The sequence below is a fragment of the Pseudomonas sp. HY7a-MNA-CIBAN-0227 genome (assembly GCF_040310325.1).
GTDB lineage: Bacteria > Pseudomonadota > Gammaproteobacteria > Pseudomonadales > Pseudomonadaceae > Aquipseudomonas.
This window is the reverse complement of record NZ_JBEOPT010000001.1, coordinates 1-14,963: the sequence shown is the minus strand read 5'-3', so window position 1 is coordinate 14,963 and position 14,963 is coordinate 1. Positions and strand designations below refer to the sequence as shown.

General features: G+C 59.2%; 14 protein-coding genes and 1 tRNA gene. 4 read left to right on the top strand and 11 right to left on the bottom strand.

The genetic code is table 11. The features are described from left to right. Window positions 1–3: 3 nt before the first annotated feature. Window positions 4–210, bottom strand: coding sequence for a hypothetical protein (locus tag AAEZ06_RS00075; RefSeq protein WP_350612362.1), 207 nt, complete (start codon window positions 208–210; stop codon window positions 4–6). Window positions 211–217: 7 nt separating this feature from the next. On the opposite strand from AAEZ06_RS00075, the gene erdR reads away from it, so the two are divergent. Together erdR and AAEZ06_RS00065 are read left to right on the top strand one after the other, a co-directional pair. Further along, on the top strand, window positions 218–868 hold the full coding sequence (gene erdR, locus AAEZ06_RS00070; protein ID WP_149411900.1) for a response regulator transcription factor ErdR: 651 nt from the start codon (window positions 218–220) through the stop codon (window positions 866–868). A gap of 75 nt (window positions 869–943) precedes the next feature. Further along, complete coding sequence (locus AAEZ06_RS00065) at window positions 944–1,306, top strand: diacylglycerol kinase (protein ID WP_149411901.1); 363 nt, start codon at window positions 944–946, stop codon at window positions 1,304–1,306. Window positions 1,307–1,312: 6 nt separating this feature from the next. On the opposite strand, the gene AAEZ06_RS00060 is transcribed toward AAEZ06_RS00065, so the two are convergent. Beyond that, on the bottom strand, window positions 1,313–2,239 hold the full coding sequence (locus tag AAEZ06_RS00060; RefSeq protein WP_178114442.1) for a LysR family transcriptional regulator: 927 nt from the start codon (window positions 2,237–2,239) through the stop codon (window positions 1,313–1,315). A 120-nt stretch (window positions 2,240–2,359) separates the two neighbouring features. Here AAEZ06_RS00060 and fpr point away from each other — a divergent pair, with 120 nt between their 5' ends. After that, window positions 2,360–3,139 (top strand): ferredoxin-NADP reductase, encoded by a 780-nt coding sequence (gene fpr, locus AAEZ06_RS00055; protein WP_149411902.1) that lies wholly within the window; start codon window positions 2,360–2,362, stop codon window positions 3,137–3,139. Window positions 3,140–3,226: 87 nt separating this feature from the next. On the opposite strand, the gene tsaA is transcribed toward fpr, so the two are convergent. The 6 genes from tsaA to rimO all read right to left on the bottom strand — a co-directional run bounded on the left by tsaA (window position 3,227) and on the right by rimO (window position 8,127). Beyond that, window positions 3,227–3,922 (bottom strand): tRNA (N6-threonylcarbamoyladenosine(37)-N6)-methyltransferase TrmO, encoded by a 696-nt coding sequence (tsaA, locus tag AAEZ06_RS00050; RefSeq protein ID WP_149411903.1) that lies wholly within the window; start codon window positions 3,920–3,922, stop codon window positions 3,227–3,229. Window positions 3,923–3,974: 52 nt separating this feature from the next. Further along, window positions 3,975–4,745, bottom strand: a complete 771-nt coding sequence (locus AAEZ06_RS00045; protein WP_149411904.1) for an SDR family oxidoreductase — start codon at window positions 4,743–4,745, stop codon at window positions 3,975–3,977. A 130-nt stretch (window positions 4,746–4,875) separates the two neighbouring features. After that, complete coding sequence (locus tag AAEZ06_RS00040; RefSeq protein WP_133099659.1) at window positions 4,876–5,337, bottom strand: YehS family protein; 462 nt, start codon at window positions 5,335–5,337, stop codon at window positions 4,876–4,878. Between the two features lie 80 nt (window positions 5,338–5,417). Further along, on the bottom strand, window positions 5,418–6,128 hold the full coding sequence (locus AAEZ06_RS00035; RefSeq protein ID WP_149411905.1) for an rRNA pseudouridine synthase: 711 nt from the start codon (window positions 6,126–6,128) through the stop codon (window positions 5,418–5,420). A 71-nt stretch (window positions 6,129–6,199) separates the two neighbouring features. Next, complete coding sequence (locus AAEZ06_RS00030) at window positions 6,200–6,673, bottom strand: GNAT family N-acetyltransferase (RefSeq protein ID WP_149411906.1); 474 nt, start codon at window positions 6,671–6,673, stop codon at window positions 6,200–6,202. Between the two features lie 113 nt (window positions 6,674–6,786). Next, window positions 6,787–8,127 (bottom strand): 30S ribosomal protein S12 methylthiotransferase RimO, encoded by a 1,341-nt coding sequence (gene rimO, locus AAEZ06_RS00025; protein ID WP_149411907.1) that lies wholly within the window; start codon window positions 8,125–8,127, stop codon window positions 6,787–6,789. 302 nt (window positions 8,128–8,429) lie between these two features. On the opposite strand from rimO, the gene AAEZ06_RS00020 reads away from it, so the two are divergent. After that, window positions 8,430–10,331: a potassium transporter Kup gene (locus AAEZ06_RS00020; protein ID WP_149411908.1), complete on the top strand. Its 1,902-nt coding sequence runs from the start codon at window positions 8,430–8,432 to the stop codon at window positions 10,329–10,331. 77 nt (window positions 10,332–10,408) lie between these two features. On the opposite strand, the gene AAEZ06_RS00015 is transcribed toward AAEZ06_RS00020, so the two are convergent. The 3 genes from AAEZ06_RS00015 to AAEZ06_RS00005 form a co-directional block, all read right to left on the bottom strand. After that, a complete protein-coding gene (locus tag AAEZ06_RS00015) occupies window positions 10,409–11,689 on the bottom strand; it encodes a virulence factor family protein (RefSeq protein ID WP_350612356.1) in 1,281 nt (426 codons plus the stop codon). Next, the gene (gene mprF / locus AAEZ06_RS00010; protein WP_149411910.1) at window positions 11,689–14,331 is read right to left on the bottom strand and encodes a bifunctional lysylphosphatidylglycerol flippase/synthetase MprF; all 2,643 of its coding nucleotides are present in this window, start codon (window positions 14,329–14,331) and stop codon (window positions 11,689–11,691) included. Before mprF ends, AAEZ06_RS00015 begins: the two co-directional genes overlap by 1 nt. A 268-nt stretch (window positions 14,332–14,599) precedes the next feature. Continuing rightward, window positions 14,600–14,676: transfer RNA gene (locus AAEZ06_RS00005), tRNA-Met, on the bottom strand. Between the last annotated feature and the right edge of the window lie 287 nt (window positions 14,677–14,963).

Sequence of the window (14,963 nt, the reverse complement as noted above, 5' to 3'; positions counted from 1 at the left end):
CCGTTAAAGTGCCCTCAGGCGTAGTGCTTGACCACCCAGGCTACGCTGGGCATGCTTGGCGCCGATTAGGGCGCCGCCGTGGATTTGAGACGTCGCTTTTTTGCGTTTTTGACGTTGAACGCGCTCTGTGGTGACCGCTGCCTGGCGGTCACCTTGTGTTGCGTTGGCGAGCACCGAACCCATCGGTGTTCCCATAAAAAACAGGATCATTTAAAAAATGGCCACATACGAAATCCTGATTGCCGATGACCACCCTCTCTTTCGCAGCGCGTTGCACCAAGCCGTCACGCTGGGCCTGGGGCCCGATGTGCGATTGGTCGAGGTCGCCAGCATTGCTGAACTGGAAACCCGCCTCAGCGAAAAGTCTGATTGGGACCTGGTGCTGCTGGACCTGAACATGCCCGGTGCGTATGGTTTTTCAGGGCTTGTGCTCTTGAGAGGGCAATACCCGCAGATTCCCGTGGTGATGGTCTCGGCCCAGGAAGAGGCGGCAGTGGTGGTGCGTTCCAAGGAATTTGGTGCCAGCGGTTTCATTCCCAAATCCAGCTCCATGGAAGACATTCAGAAAGCTGTACGCAGCGTGCTGGACGGTAATGTCTCGTGGCCGCCGCAGGCATTCGAAGAGGTCAATATTTCCGATGCAGCCAAGGCCGCTCGCGATGGCCTGGCCAGCCTGACGCCCCAGCAGTTTCGGGTGCTGACCATGGTCTGTGAAGGCCTGTTGAACAAGCAGATTGCCTATGAGCTGAGCGTGTCCGAAGCGACCATCAAGGCTCATGTGACGGCTATTTTCCGCAAGCTTGGGGTGCGTACGCGGACCCAGGCGGCTTTACTCTTGCAACAACTTGAGTCAATTTCGAAAGATTGAGGCTTGATCCGTTCACGTTTTTTTGACTTTGCGTGCTCTAGCTTCCCCACTCCTTTTTGTTCAGTTGCCTACTCTATGTCGCCTTTCAAAGGTCAAACCGGTCTAAAACGTATCCTTAACGCCAGCGGTTACTCGTTCGATGGCCTGCGTGCGGCGTTCACCGGCGAGGCGGCGTTTCGTCAGTTGGTGCTGCTCAACGTCATCCTGATTCCGTTGAGTTTCTTTCTGAATGTCAGTCGTGTAGAGCGTGCGCTGCTAATTGCGGTCTGCCTGTTGGCGCTGATCGTCGAATTGCTCAACTCGGCAGTAGAGGCGGCGATTGATCGGATTTCCCTGGATCGCCACCCCTTGTCGAAGAACGCCAAGGACATGGGCAGCGCGGCGCAGTTCGTGGCGTTGACCATGATCACGGCCGTGTGGGCCGTGATTCTGATCTGACAAAAGTCAGGCAATACTCGGCAGCACGATCTCGTCGCTGCGCTGAATCCCGGCGGTGAAGGCGCGGCACAGTTCCAGAAACTCACGCATTGCTGAGGTCTGGTACTTCTGCTTGTGCCAGATGAAGTAGAACTGCCGCGCCAGGTCCAGGTCCGGGGTTTCCACTGGTACCAGGCTTCCGCGGCGAAATGCATCGCGCAGCGCCAGCCGGGAAATGCAGCCAATCCCCAGTCCCGACTCCACTGCGCGCTTTATGGCCTCGGTGTGTTCCAGTTCCAGGCGAATATTCAAGGCGCTGCGGTGATGACGCATGGCCTGGTCGAAGGTCAGGCGGGTACCGGAGCCTTGTTCGCGCAGGATCCAGGCCTCCTGAGTCAACTCTTTCATGCTCGCCTGGCCGCGCAGGGCCAAGTGATGCTGTGGGGCGCAGAACACCACTAGTTCGTCTTCGACCCAGGTTTGCACCTCGATGTCCGGGTGGCTGCAATCACCTTCGATTAGACCCAGATCAATTTCGTAATGCGCAACCTGATGCACAATATGTGCAGTGTTCTGCACATGCAGCTTCACCTGACTCTCGGGGTGCTGCTGCATGAAGCTACCGATCAGCAGCGTGGCGAGATAATTGCCGATGGTCAGCGTGGCGCCGACAGCCAGGGAGCCAACGCCGGACTTGCCGTTGAGCAGGTCTTCGATCTCCTTGGCCTGGTCCAGAAGGGCCACGGCCTGAGGCAGAAGCTGGTGCCCGAGGGCATTGAGGCTCAGGCGTTTGCCGGCGCGATCGAACAATTGGCAGCTGGATTGACGCTCCAGCTCGGTGATTGAGGTGCTGGCGGCGGATTGGGATAAGGCCAGAAGGCCAGCAGCGCGCGAGACGCTTTCCTGCTGGGCGACGGCGACGAAGACTTGCAGTTGACGTAGAGTAAATCGCATATCTATATAACCGATAACCCTTATCTTAATAATCCAGTTAACAGATATTGTCACCGCCATTAGAATGCTGTGCAATTGCGCATCTATTGGTGCAGACAAATTTCCAGGAGTCCCCCGTACATGAGCAACATGAACCACGAGCGTGTCCTCAGTGTTCATCACTGGAACGACACTCTGTTCAGCTTCAAGTGCACCCGTGATCCGGGCCTGCGCTTCGAGAACGGTCAGTTCGTGATGATCGGCCTGCAACAACCCAACGGCCGCCCGCTCATGCGCGCTTACTCCATTGCCAGCCCGAACTGGGAAGAGCATCTGGAGTTCTTCAGCATCAAGGTCCCGGATGGCCCGCTGACTTCCCAATTGCAGCATTTGAAGGAAGGCGACGAGATCATCGTCAGCAAAAAACCGACTGGCACCCTGGTGCTGGACGATTTGAAGCCGGGCAAACATTTGTACCTGCTCAGCACTGGTACCGGCCTGGCACCGTTCATGAGCGTGATCCAGGACCCGGAAACCTACGAGCGCTTTGAAAAAGTGATCCTGTGCCACGGCGTACGTTACGTCAACGAAGTCGCTTACCGTGAATTCATCACCGAGCACCTGCCGCAGAACGAATTCTTCGGCGAGGCCCTGCGTGACAAGTTGATCTACTACCCAACCGTGACTCGCGAGCCGTTCGAGAACGAAGGCCGCCTGACCGACCTGATGCGCAGCGGCAAGCTGTTCAGAGACATTGGCCTGCCTCCGATCAACCCCCAGGACGACCGCGCCATGCTGTGCGGTAGCCCGAGCATGCTTGATGAGACCAGCGAAGTATTGAACAGCTTCGGCCTGAAAGTTTCGCCACGGATGCGTGATCCGGGTGACTACTTGATCGAGCGTGCATTCGTCGAGAAGTGACTTCGGGTCACTTGTAGGCGCGAGAGTCGTACATGAAAAAGCCCGCGTTGCCTTCCCAGGCAACGCGGGCTTTTTCGTTTCCGGGGTTTACTCGGCCGCGACCACTTCCAACACACAAATCATCCCAGCCTCTGGATAGTGCCAACGCACATCCACATCCCAGAACTGCGCGCCATACTCCCGCTCTGACGTGGGAACCTGGTACGCCGGCCGTGGGTCTTGCGCCAGACACTGTTCAATCAACGCCACCAATGGCTCGTCAAGGCGCTGAGCATGGTCGTGTGCCTGTTGCAGGGCAGACTTCAGCCATTGCACGGGAATCAGCTGCGGCGCAGCGCTGGCGATGCTATTGGTCGCTGTATCGATAATGTCGGCGTAGGGCACATAAGGCTTGATGTCGAGAACCGGCGTACCGTCCAGCAGGTCGATGCCGGATATCCACAGGCGATTGGCTTCCACCTTGTCCAGTTTGACCACCGATTGCCCAATACCGTTGGGCCGATGGGTAGCGCGGGTAGCAAATACCCCCATGGACTTGTTGCCGCCCAGGCGCGGCGGGCGGACTTTCAGCCGGGGTTTGTCTTCCAGCGCCTGGTGGAACAGGAACAGCAACCACACATGACTGACCTGCTCCAGGCCTTGTACCGCTTGCCCCTGATCGAACGGCGCCACCAGCTCCAGAACGCCACGGGCGGCGGGGGCCAGTTGCGGTTGGCGGGGAATGGCGAACTTCTCCTTAAAGCAGGAACGGACGAAGCCGACGGGCGAAACACTGTAGGTCATGGTCTGGGGTCGAAGCGGGGTGAGGCGGGCATGATAACCCGAGCCGCCGGCTTCAGAGACTGAACCCGCCATCCAGCGGAATAATATTGCCGGTCATATAGGCACCGGCCGTGCTCGCCAGACTGATCGCCAGCGCCGCCATCTCTTCCTCACGGCCCCAGCGCTTCATTGGGATCAGCGCCGTGTCTTCAGCCAGGGCCTGCTCATCGTTGCCGATATGCTGAGTCATCTTGCTCGGAAAACGCCCTGGGGCGATCACATTGACGTTGATGTGCTGGCTCACCAACTCCCGCGCCAGAATCCGCGACAGCTGGTGTAGGGCAGCCTTACTTGGCCCATAGGCATATGCCTGCTCGCCAAACGAGGAGATCCCGGCGACCGAGCCGATATTGATGATCCGCGCCGGGTTGGCCGCCGACCCCGCCTTGCGCAGCAGTGGCAGCAATTGCTGGATGCAGTTGAACACCGAAGTCACGTTCAATTGCATTACCTTTTCCCAACCCTTTACCGGGTAGCTTTCCAGCGGTGCGCCCCAGGTGGTGCCGGCGTTATTGACCAGAATATCCAACTGGCCGATTCGCTCGCCCAGGTGCGCTGCCAATCGTTCGACACCTTCTTCATGGGCCAGGTTGGCGGCCAAACCATGGCACTCACCAAAAGTACTCAACTCGATTGCGGTTTGCTCGCAGGCCTCGGCGTCACGGGCGCAGACGTAGACAATGGCGCCGGCATCGACAAAGGCCTTGGCGATCATCTTGCCGATACCACGGGTGCCGCCGGTCACCAGGGCGGTGCGGCCTTGCAGGGAGAAGTAAGGGTGCATGGGCGATCCTGAGCGAAAGGGGAGAGGACTCACCCTAGTCGCCAGCCGCTGGAAGCGGAGCCACTATTTTTTAACGGAATGGAGGGTCATGCCTGCCTGCGGGGCCCGAAGGCCGCCGCAAGCCCATCAATCAGGTGCGCACGCGCAGCGTCAGGCCCTTGAGGAAGTTGCGCAGCAACTGATCGCCACAGGTGCGGTAGTTGGTGTGGCCGAACTTGCGAAACAGCGCGCTCAGCTCAGGCTTGGACACCGGGAACTCGGAGGCCTTGAGGATCGCGTGCATGTCGTCTTCCTTCAGTTCGAAGGCCACACGCAGTTTCTTCAGGATAATGTTGTTGGTTATCGGCAGGTCGATTGGCTGCGGTGGACGGCTTTCATCCTTGCCACGCTTGAAGATCACCAGGCCATCGAGGAAATGGGCCATGACTTCGTCCGGGCAGAACACGAAGCCTTCTTCCTCGTCCTTTTTGAGGTAGGTGAGCAGGTCTTCCTTGGTAACGTCCATGCCGCCGAGTTTGATGATCTCGACAACTTTGTTGTCGTTGATGTCGAGCATGTAGCGCACGCTGCGCAGTACGTCGTTGTGAATCATGTGGGCAATCCTGGTCATTCAACTGTGAACACCGCCCAGGAAGGCGGTGTCGAGAGGTTCGGAGGCAAAAAAGAGAGGGGTTAAAACTTCTCTTTGCCGGACAGATAGCGCCATTGGCCCACCGGCACCTTGCCGATGGAGACTCCGCCAATGCGGATGCGTCGAATGGCGACGACCTTCAGGCCAACGGCTTCGCAGAACAAGGCAATCACACCCGGTTGCGGATTTTTCAACGCAAAGCGCAGGCGGTTCTCGTTCTGCCAACTGGCTTTCACCGCTGGCAACTCCTTGCCTTTGTAAGTCATGCCATGGTTTAGGCGGTTCAGGCCATGGGCAACCATGTCGCCGGACACTTCCACCACGTATTCCTGTTCGATCTTGTTGGCATCGGCCGTCAGTTTGCGCAGGATTTTCCAGTCCTGGGTAAACACCAGCAGGCCGCTGGCATTGGCTTGCAGGTCGGAACTGGCGCTCAGGCGCAGAAAGTGCCCCTTGAGCGGCCGTTTACCGTAGCGGTGTTCTTCGGAGAGGGTCTCGGCGCTGATGGTCTGCATCGCGCTTTCGGCATCTACACCCGTCGGTGCATGCAGCAGGATCGTCACCGGTTCAGGGGCCGTGGCCTTGGCTTCTGGATCAAGCTCGATCTTTTGCGTCGTGACTTTGAACTGCGGCTCGTCGATCACTTCGCCATCCACCGAGACCCAGCCGCCTTCGATAAACAGCTCAGCCTCCCGACGGGAGCAGCCGACCAGTTCGATGAGGCGTTTGGAGAGGCGTGTGGGGTCAGTCATGACATGGGCCGTAGCAAAAGGGGGCAGCTATTGTACCTGTGTGGCGCCGGTTAATCCCGGCTCCATTTCATTTAGCCTCGGCGGGCCTGTTGCTGATCCTGGCGCAAACGCATGTGCAACAACGGATAAGGTTGCCCCATACCGTCATGCTCCGTACGTCCGATCACTTCGAAACCCTGTTTGAAGTAGAAACCCAGGGCTTGCGGGTTCTGTTCGTTGACGTCCAGTTCCTCGGCATTCATTGACTCAATGGCATAGCGCAGCAACTGTCGGCCCAGGCCTTGCCCGCGGTGTTGCGGATCAATGAACAGCATCTCGACCTTGCCCACCGCCACTCCGGCGAAACCGGTGATGCGCTGGCGCGAGTCCTTGGTGCAGATCAGCATCACTGCATCCAGGTAGCGGGTCAGCACCAGGTTTTTCAGCAGCTCGATGTAACTGTCCGGCAGAAAGTCATGGGTAGCGCGCACCGATGCCTCCCAGATGCGGGTCAACTCCTGATAATCGCTGGATTTAGGTGTATGGATAACCGAATGCTGACGCATGCCCGCAGCCCCTTGCCAATGATTGGCACTGATGGCAATACGATAGACCTAAAAAAGCCCCGCATCTTGTCAAAGAGCAGGGCTTTTCAATTTTTCACACCATGCTTGCAAAATTAGCCGCGCTTTTCAGCCCACAAGTCGTACTCGTCGGCATCGGTGACCGTGCACCAGACCTTGTCACCGGGCTTGAGGCCGCTGGCATCATTGATAAATACGTTACCGTCGATTTCCGGGGCATCGAAGAAGCAGCGGCCGACTGCGCCTTGTTCGTCGACTTCGTCGATCAGCACTTCGATTTCCTTGCCAATGCGCAGTTGCAGGCGCGCCGAGCTGATGGCCTGTTGATGGGCCATGAAACGCTCCCAACGGTCTTGCTTGACCTCATCCGGAACAATCGCCGCGTCCAGCAGGTTGGCCGGGGCGCCTTCCACCGGCGAGTACTGGAAGCAACCAACGCGGTCCAGTTGGGCTTCGGTCAGCCAGTTCAACAGGTACTGGAAGTCTTCTTCGGTCTCGCCGGGGAAGCCGACGATGAAGGTGGAGCGAATGATCAGTTCCGGGCAGATTACGCGCCAGTTCTTGATCCGCGCCAGGGTCTTGTCTTCGAAGGCCGGGCGTTTCATGGCCTTGAGGATTTTCGGGCTGGCGTGCTGGAACGGGATGTCCAGGTACGGCAGGATCTTGCCGGCGGCCATCAGCGGGATCAGTTCGTCAACGTGTGGGTACGGGTAGACGTAATGCAGGCGCACCCACACGCCTAGGCTGCTCAAGGCTTCACACAGTTCGGTCATGCGGGTTTTCACCGGCGCGCCGTTCCAGAAACCGGTGCGATACTTGACGTCGACGCCGTAGGCGCTAGTGTCCTGGGAGATCACCAGCAACTCTTTGACGCCAGACTTGACCAGACGCTGGGCCTCGTCCAACACGTCGCCCACTGGGCGGCTGACCAGCTTGCCGCGCATCGACGGGATGATGCAGAAGCTGCAGCTGTGGTTGCAGCCTTCGGAAATCTTCAGGTATGCGTAGTGGCGCGGGGTCAGCTTGATGCCTTGAGGCGGTACCAGGTCGATCAACGGGTTGTGATCCTGGCGCGGCGGCACTACTTGGTGCACGGCGTTGACCACTTGCTCGTACTGCTGCGGGCCGGTTACGGCCAACACGCTGGGGTGTATGTTGCGAATGTTGCCTTCTTCCACGCCCATGCAGCCGGTGACGATGACCTTGCCGTTTTCCTTGATGGCTTCACCGATCACTTCCAAAGACTCAGCCTTGGCCGAGTCGATAAAGCCGCAGGTGTTGACCACCACCACGTCGGCGTCCTGGTAGGTGGACACGATGTCATAACCTTCCATGCGCAGTTGCGTGAGAATGCGCTCGGAGTCGACCAGGGCCTTTGGGCAACCCAGGGATACAAAGCCAACCTTGGGGTTGGCCTTTGCGATGGTGGTGGACATGTCTAACCTCGGTATTGAATGACGCTGCCAGTCGTGCACGACAAGGCGGCGGACGGGCGCTTGATGCGCCTCTGATCAAAAAGTGCGCAATTCTAGCGACGGGCAACGCACTTGACCAGCTTTATGCAGGGAAATGCGACGAGTGCTGCGCTATGCTTCGCGCCGTTGCACTTGGATGAATCTGGGTGGTCAACAAATCGTCTGTAACTAGAAGTAAAACAGCGCATTCTGTGGACAGCTTAGGTGCCCGTACATAGGCGCGCTGTTTATAAAAGGCCTTAGGTCAAGGGCAGGAGTGATTGATGGGTCAGGCAAGTAGTCAGGCAGCAGGTGCCGAGCAATCCAACGCAAAGCCGATCGGTATGCTGGTGGCGGCAGTCGGGGTGGTCTACGGGGATATCGGCACCAGCCCGCTCTACACCCTTAAAGAGGTGTTTTCCGGGGCGTACGGGGTTCAGGTTAATCATGACGGTGTCTTCGGGATTCTGGCGCTGATTTTCTGGTCGCTGATCTGGGTCGTTTCGATCAAGTACGTATTGTTTATCCTGCGGGCCGACAACCAGGGCGAGGGCGGTATCATGGCCCTGACGGCGCTGGCCCGGCGGGCAGCGGCACCTTATCCGCGATTGCGTTCGGTGCTGGTGATTCTCGGCCTGATTGGTGCAGCGCTGTTTTACGGCGACAGCATGATCACCCCGGCAATCTCGGTGCTGTCAGCGGTAGAAGGCCTGGAGCTGGCCTTTGACGGTATTGAGCGTTGGGTGGTGCCGTTGTCGCTGGTGGTACTGGTCGGGCTGTTCCTGATCCAGAAACATGGCACCGACCGCATCGGCAAGCTGTTTGGGCCGGTGATGGTGCTGTGGTTTCTGGTGCTGGCCGGCTTGGGCATTCATGGGATCGTCCAACACCCCGAGGTGCTCAATGCGCTGAACCCGGTATGGGGGGTGCGTTTCTTTATCGTCCATCCGGGCATGGGCGTGGCGATCCTCGGTGCTGTGGTGCTGGCGCTGACCGGCGCTGAAGCCTTGTACGCCGACATGGGCCACTTCGGCCGCAAGCCGATTGCTCGGGCCTGGTTCGCGCTGGTGCTGCCGGCATTGGTGCTCAACTACTTTGGCCAGGGCGCGTTGTTACTGGAAAACCCTGAAGCGGCACGCAACCCGTTCTATATGCTGGCGCCAAGTTGGGCGCTGATTCCGCTGGTGGGCCTGTCGACACTGGCTACGGTGATCGCATCTCAGGCAGTGATTTCCGGTGCATTCTCCCTGACCCGTCAGGCGATTCAGTTGGGTTACATTCCGCGTATGCATATCCAGCACACGTCCAGCGCCGAACAGGGCCAGATCTATATTGGCGCGGTGAACTGGTCGCTGATGGTCGGGGTGATCCTGCTGGTGCTGGGCTTCGAGTCGTCTACCGCGTTGGCATCGGCGTACGGTGTGGCGGTGACCGGCACCATGTTGATCACTAGCATTCTGGTGTCGGCGGTGATGCTGCTGCTGTGGAAATGGCCACCGGTCCTGGCAATCCCTGTATTGGTCGGTTTCCTGCTGGTAGACGGGCTGTTCTTTGCCGCCAACGTGCCGAAGGTCCTCCAGGGTGGTGCCTTCCCTGTTCTTGCGGGGATTGTGCTGTTTATCCTGATGACCACCTGGAAGCGCGGCAAAGAGCTGTTGGTGGACCGTCTGGATGAAGGCGGGCTACCGCTGCCGATCTTTATCAGCAGTATCCAGGTACAGCCTCCTCATCGAGTGCAGGGCACCGCGGTGTTCCTGACGGCGCGACCTGATGCCGTGCCTCACGCCTTGCTGCATAACCTGCTGCATAATCAGGTGCTGCATGAGCAGGTGGTGTTATTGACGGTGGTCTACGAAGACATCCCGCGTGTGCCGGCCCAGCGCCGCTTTGAAGTCGACTCCTACGGCGAGGGCTTCTTCCGGGTGATCCTGCACTTTGGTTTCGTCGATGAGCCGGACGTGCCCGAGGCGCTGAAACTGTGCCATCTGGACGACCTGGACTTCAGTCCGATGCGCACCACCTACTTCCTCAGCCGCGAGACGGTCATCGCCTCCAAGCTTGAAGGCATGGCCCGTTGGCGCGAAGGGCTGTTCGCCTTCATGCTCAAGAACGCCAACGGCAACCTGCGCTTCTTCAAGCTACCGGTGAACCGGGTGATCGAGTTGGGTACCCAGGTAGAAATGTAAGCCCAACAAAAAGCCCCCGTTGCCTTGCGGCAGCGGGGGCTTTTTTGTGGGGCTGCGAGTGCATTCCCGGTTTCGGGTTACTCGGTCTTGCCCTGGCGCTTCTCTATGATATCCACCAGGCGCTGGGCCAGAGCCGGGTAGTTCTCGTCGAAGTGATGGCCGCCCGGCAGTTTCATGGCTTCGCCCACGGCGGTCTTGTCGGTGCAGCCGCTCTCGTCGACTTCTTCGGCGCCGTAGATGCACACCACCTTGGCTGCCGGCAGCTTGGCCATTTCCGGGCCGGTGGCTGCTTCTTTGCCGGCATTACCCAACCAGCCTTCGACTTCGATTTCGAAGCTGCCGGTACGGGCAAAGGCCAGCAGGATGATTACGTCGACCCGCTGCTGCTCGGCTTGCGGCAGGCGGTTGTAGATGGCCGGCAAGACGTCGGCGCCGAATGAGTAGCCGGTCAGCACGAAGCGCTTGGTGCCCCATTTCTGCCGGTAGTGCTGCATCAGTTCGCCGAGGTCTTTGGCGCTCTGTTCCGGGGTTTTGTGCTGCCAGTAGTAACGCAAGGTGTCGATGCCAACCACTGGGTAGCCGATCTTGGCCATTTCCCCGGCCACGTCGCGGTCCAGGTCGCGCCAGCCGCCATCGCCAGACAGGAACAGCGTGACGGTGTCCTTGGTCTGGCCGGCAGGTACTTCCACCACCGGGATCGCCAGACCGCCGTTGTCCGAACCGACCAATTGCTTGCGCAGTTCGTTGTTCAGTACTTGCGGGTAGTGAATGTCGTAGTCGCTGATACTGGTGGTGGCACGCGGTGTATCGCGTACGAAACTGGCGCTTTCATCGTCAGGGTTGTCGTTCCACGCCACCAGCCAGCTGCCGTGGGCGGCAGTCTTGGGTAGCGGGTCCTTGCAGCCTTCCTGGACCAGGGCGAAGCCGACGGAGATGGCATTGGCCTTGTCGTCGTTCTGCACGGCCAGCCAGCGCCAGGCTAGCGCTGCGCCAGGGCCGATGCCGCTGACGAGTGTCGCCGGGCCCTTGAGCTGGCTCAGGGCGGTTTGCAGGGCTTGTTCCTGCAGCTTGCAGTCGTCCTTGGGCAGGATCACCTGGACGATCTGTGCGGCGCCGCCCTGGCTGAGAGCGATCAGTTGATTGTCGGTAAGGGTTTCGTCGGCCATCACCGCGACGGCTACCCGTGCTTTCGGTGTGGTGCTCGGTGTTACGCGGGTCATGACCGAACCGTCGGCCTGGGGCAACTGCTCCAGGGTCGGCTGCGGGGCAGGGCGGTTCCAGAACCAATAGCCGCCACCCAAGACTAGGGCGAGCAGCACTACAAAGGCCAATACATACCGCCAGGAGCGTCGAATCATCAGCGTTTCACCAATCCAGTCAAGCCACCCGCAATCAGGGCGGCGGTATCGGCCAGTGCCACCAGCGGATCAAGTCCTGCGGGCACGGCCATGTAACGGGGTTCCCAGTCGGGCTGGAACTTGTCTTTGAAGCGGCGTAAACCTTGGAAGTTATACAGTTGCTCGCCACGGCGGAACACCATCGAGCCCAGGCGTTGGGTCAGGGGCGCGCCACGACGTGGTTGCAGGCCCGACAACGGCACCATGCCGAGGCTGAAGCGGCCGTAGCCATGGTTCTTATAATGCTGAATCAGGCCGACCATCATGAACTCCATGGTCAGTTTCGGCGCGTCGGGGTGGGCGCGCATCAGGTCGAGGCTGGCCAGGTCATGGCTATACGTCTCAAGCAAGTTGGCGAAGGCCACCGGGTGCCCTTCGAAGCGAATGATCGCGATGCGAAAGTGCTTGAGATAGTCGTTACTGAATCGTCCCAGGGAAAAGCCTTTTTCCCGCACGTTCTTGCCGGTCAGCCAAGCGTCGGAGATGACTTTCAGCTCATCCATCGGCGCCTGGCCCGGATCAAAGATCTCCAGGGACAGGCCGTCCCGGGTCCCTCGGTTCCAGGTGTAGCGCAGGTCTTTCATCTCTTTGCCCTTGGCTTCCAGGTCAAAGCGTTTCAGGTCGACCCGGGCTTCTTCGCCCAGCTTGATCGCGGTCAGACCGATGTCCATGTAGTAAGGCAGGTTCTCGGCACGGACCTGATAGAACACCGGGCGCGCGTGGTGAATGTCACACAGGTCGCGGAACTGCCAGATCATCTCGGCCCGTGGCTGGGTGGGGCCGATCGGATCATAGAGGGCCACCAGGCTGCGGCCGCGACGGGCGTACATCAGGAACGCCTCGTCATTGGGGTGAAACAGCAGCGCCTTGTCACCGGTCAGCGCCAGGCCACCGTCGGGTTGCGCCGAAGCCATCAGGATTTTGGTGGCGCGCTCCAGTTCGTCGGGTGTCGGCAGGTGGATCACCGGGCGTGCGGTGCGCAGCAGCCAGGTCAACGAAACAATCACCAGTACTACGGCGGCGCCCAGCAGCGAGCGCAGGCCACGCGGGGCGTTGGCGTCGAGGGTGAACTGCCACCACAGCTGATGGCTGTAAGGTACGTCCTGATAAGCAAACAGCAATAGCCAGATAGAAGCACCGAGCACGCAGACGCTGGCCACCAGGTACAACGGCGAGAACGGTAGTTCGGTCAGGCGGCTGGCGCGATAGAAGGAGCGTCGAAAGATGGCCAGCAGCACGGCGGTCATGGTCATCAGACTGGCTTCTTCCCAATCGAAGCCCTTGAGCAGGGAGAGCAGGGCGCCCACCAGCAACAGCACCATGGTCAGCATCCAGGCCGCCGACAAACGTCGACGCAGGCCCTGGGCCAGCAACAGACAGAGCACGCCGATCAGGCTGGCGCCGAAGTGCGAGGCGTCAATCAGACGGTGGGGAATCAGGAAGCCGATGTTTTCCAGGCGTGAGTCGATTTCCGGGGTGGCGCCGGAGAACAGCAGTACCACGCCGGACAAAAAAACCAGTACCGCCAAAACCGGTGCGGCCAGGCCCGAAGCGACCCGCAGGCTTTGTTGCGTCTGGAATAGGCGCTGGGCTTCATTGACCAGCAGGAATACGCAGGCGATCAACAGCGGCAGCACCACATAGATCATCCGGTACAGCAGCAGGGCGGCGGCCAATGGCGCTGCACCGAGCTTGTCGGCGAAGGCCGCCAGCAGAATCGCTTCAAAAACCCCTACACCACCCGGTACATGGCTAAGTACGCCGGCGGCGAGGGCCAGCAGGTAAACCAGCAGGAACGGACCAAAGGGTGGTGCTTCCGGCAGCAACAGATACAACACGGTGGCGGCAGCGGCGACGTCCAGGGCGGTGATGATCAATTGCAGGAAAGTCAGGCGGCGGCCGGGCAGGCGCAGGGTGCGGCGTCCGACCTTGACCAGCAGGTTGTCTGGATAAGGTTGCTCCGCCAGCCGGCGGCGATAAATACCGATGCACAGCGCTACCGACAACAGCAGAACGGCGCCGGCAATACCGCCGAGCAGGCTGGCGGGTAAATGAAGCGCATTAGAGGCGGCGGGCAAGTTGCTCAGGGTGGCCAGGGCGGCCAGCGGGGGCAGGGCGCAACCCAGGGCCAGGCTGGCGAACACCGTCATACGGGCAACTTCTGAAGCGCCGATGCCGTGCCGCGCATACAGCCGGTAACGCACCGAACCACCCGACAACATCGACAGGCCAATGGCATTGCCGATGGCGAATGCGGTAAAGCCGCCGTAGGCCAATGTTTTAGCGGGCAGCTTCACACCGGCATAGCGGGCGCCGGAAAACTCGTAGCCCAATAGAATAATAAAGCCGGCGATAGCGGCGGCGAATGCACCCAGCAGGGAAGGCTTGGGCACTTGCAGGATTGAGTCATGCAGTGCGTACAGGTCCAGCTCAAGCAGCAGGTGGCGACAGGCAATCAAGGCAATCGTGAACAGCAACAGCGTGACAGCCAATCCTATGGGGTGGCGGTACTTGCTCAACAGATCCAGCCAGCGCAAACGGGTGGGGGGGATCGGTTGTGTCGCTGTGACAGTGTCTTGTGGTTCAGACGAGTTGGCGCGCATCAATCACCTCGTGGATTGTGCGCGACAGGATGGGGGTATCCAGCCAAGTTACCAATCCCTATGGACAAAATAATTACAAATATTAACGCGGTTCACCGGGTCCGGCGACAGCGCGCATTAGTCTTAGAGAGTAGTCAGCATAGCTTGCTATGGAATGGACTCCACAAACCGCATCCGGTTTCATGAAGGATGCCATGCCATTGTTTCAAAAGAACTTTTTCACCGGATACAAAAAAGGCCACTCTTTCGAGTAGCCTTTTTTGATGTTTGGTTGCGGGAGCCGGATTTGAACCGACGACCTTCGGGTTATGAGCCCGACGAGCTACCAGACTGCTCCATCCCGCGTCTGTGTGGCGGCATTCTACAGAGCAGCGGCGAGGTGTCAACCGTTAATTGGTGGATGGGTCAAATAAGTGCGAATTAGTCGGTGATTGTCATCTACGAGCGGTAAGTGCTCGATGGGTAAGGTTTTTTGTAGGACAAGAAGGGAGGGGGCGACTGCGAAGGTAAAGTAGATGCGCACAAAAAAGGCCACTCTTTCGAGTAGCCTTTTTCGATGTTTGGTTGCGGGAGCCGGATTTGAACCGACGACCTTCGGGTTATGAGCCCGACGAGCTACCAGACTGCTCCAT

Coding starts and splice junctions, on each gene's coding strand:
- AAEZ06_RS00045 (WP_149411904.1), bottom strand. CDS start 4,745: ATGCACCCTTACTTCTCCCTGCAAGGCCGCACCGCCCTGGTGACCGGC.
- AAEZ06_RS00065 (WP_149411901.1), top strand. CDS start 944: ATGTCGCCTTTCAAAGGTCAAACCGGTCTAAAACGTATCCTTAACGCC.
- erdR (WP_149411900.1), top strand. CDS start 218: ATGGCCACATACGAAATCCTGATTGCCGATGACCACCCTCTCTTTCGC.
- tsaA (WP_149411903.1), bottom strand. CDS start 3,922: ATGACCTACAGTGTTTCGCCCGTCGGCTTCGTCCGTTCCTGCTTTAAG.
- AAEZ06_RS00075 (WP_350612362.1), bottom strand. CDS start 210: ATGATCCTGTTTTTTATGGGAACACCGATGGGTTCGGTGCTCGCCAAC.
- AAEZ06_RS00035 (WP_149411905.1), bottom strand. CDS start 6,128: ATGACTGACCCCACACGCCTCTCCAAACGCCTCATCGAACTGGTCGGC.
- mprF (WP_149411910.1), bottom strand. CDS start 14,331: ATGCGCGCCAACTCGTCTGAACCACAAGACACTGTCACAGCGACACAA.
- rimO (WP_149411907.1), bottom strand. CDS start 8,127: ATGTCCACCACCATCGCAAAGGCCAACCCCAAGGTTGGCTTTGTATCC.
- AAEZ06_RS00060 (WP_178114442.1), bottom strand. CDS start 2,239: ATGCGATTTACTCTACGTCAACTGCAAGTCTTCGTCGCCGTCGCCCAG.
- AAEZ06_RS00020 (WP_149411908.1), top strand. CDS start 8,430: ATGGGTCAGGCAAGTAGTCAGGCAGCAGGTGCCGAGCAATCCAACGCA.
- AAEZ06_RS00015 (WP_350612356.1), bottom strand. CDS start 11,689: ATGATTCGACGCTCCTGGCGGTATGTATTGGCCTTTGTAGTGCTGCTC.
- AAEZ06_RS00030 (WP_149411906.1), bottom strand. CDS start 6,673: ATGCGTCAGCATTCGGTTATCCATACACCTAAATCCAGCGATTATCAG.
- AAEZ06_RS00040 (WP_133099659.1), bottom strand. CDS start 5,337: ATGATTCACAACGACGTACTGCGCAGCGTGCGCTACATGCTCGACATC.
- fpr (WP_149411902.1), top strand. CDS start 2,360: ATGAGCAACATGAACCACGAGCGTGTCCTCAGTGTTCATCACTGGAAC.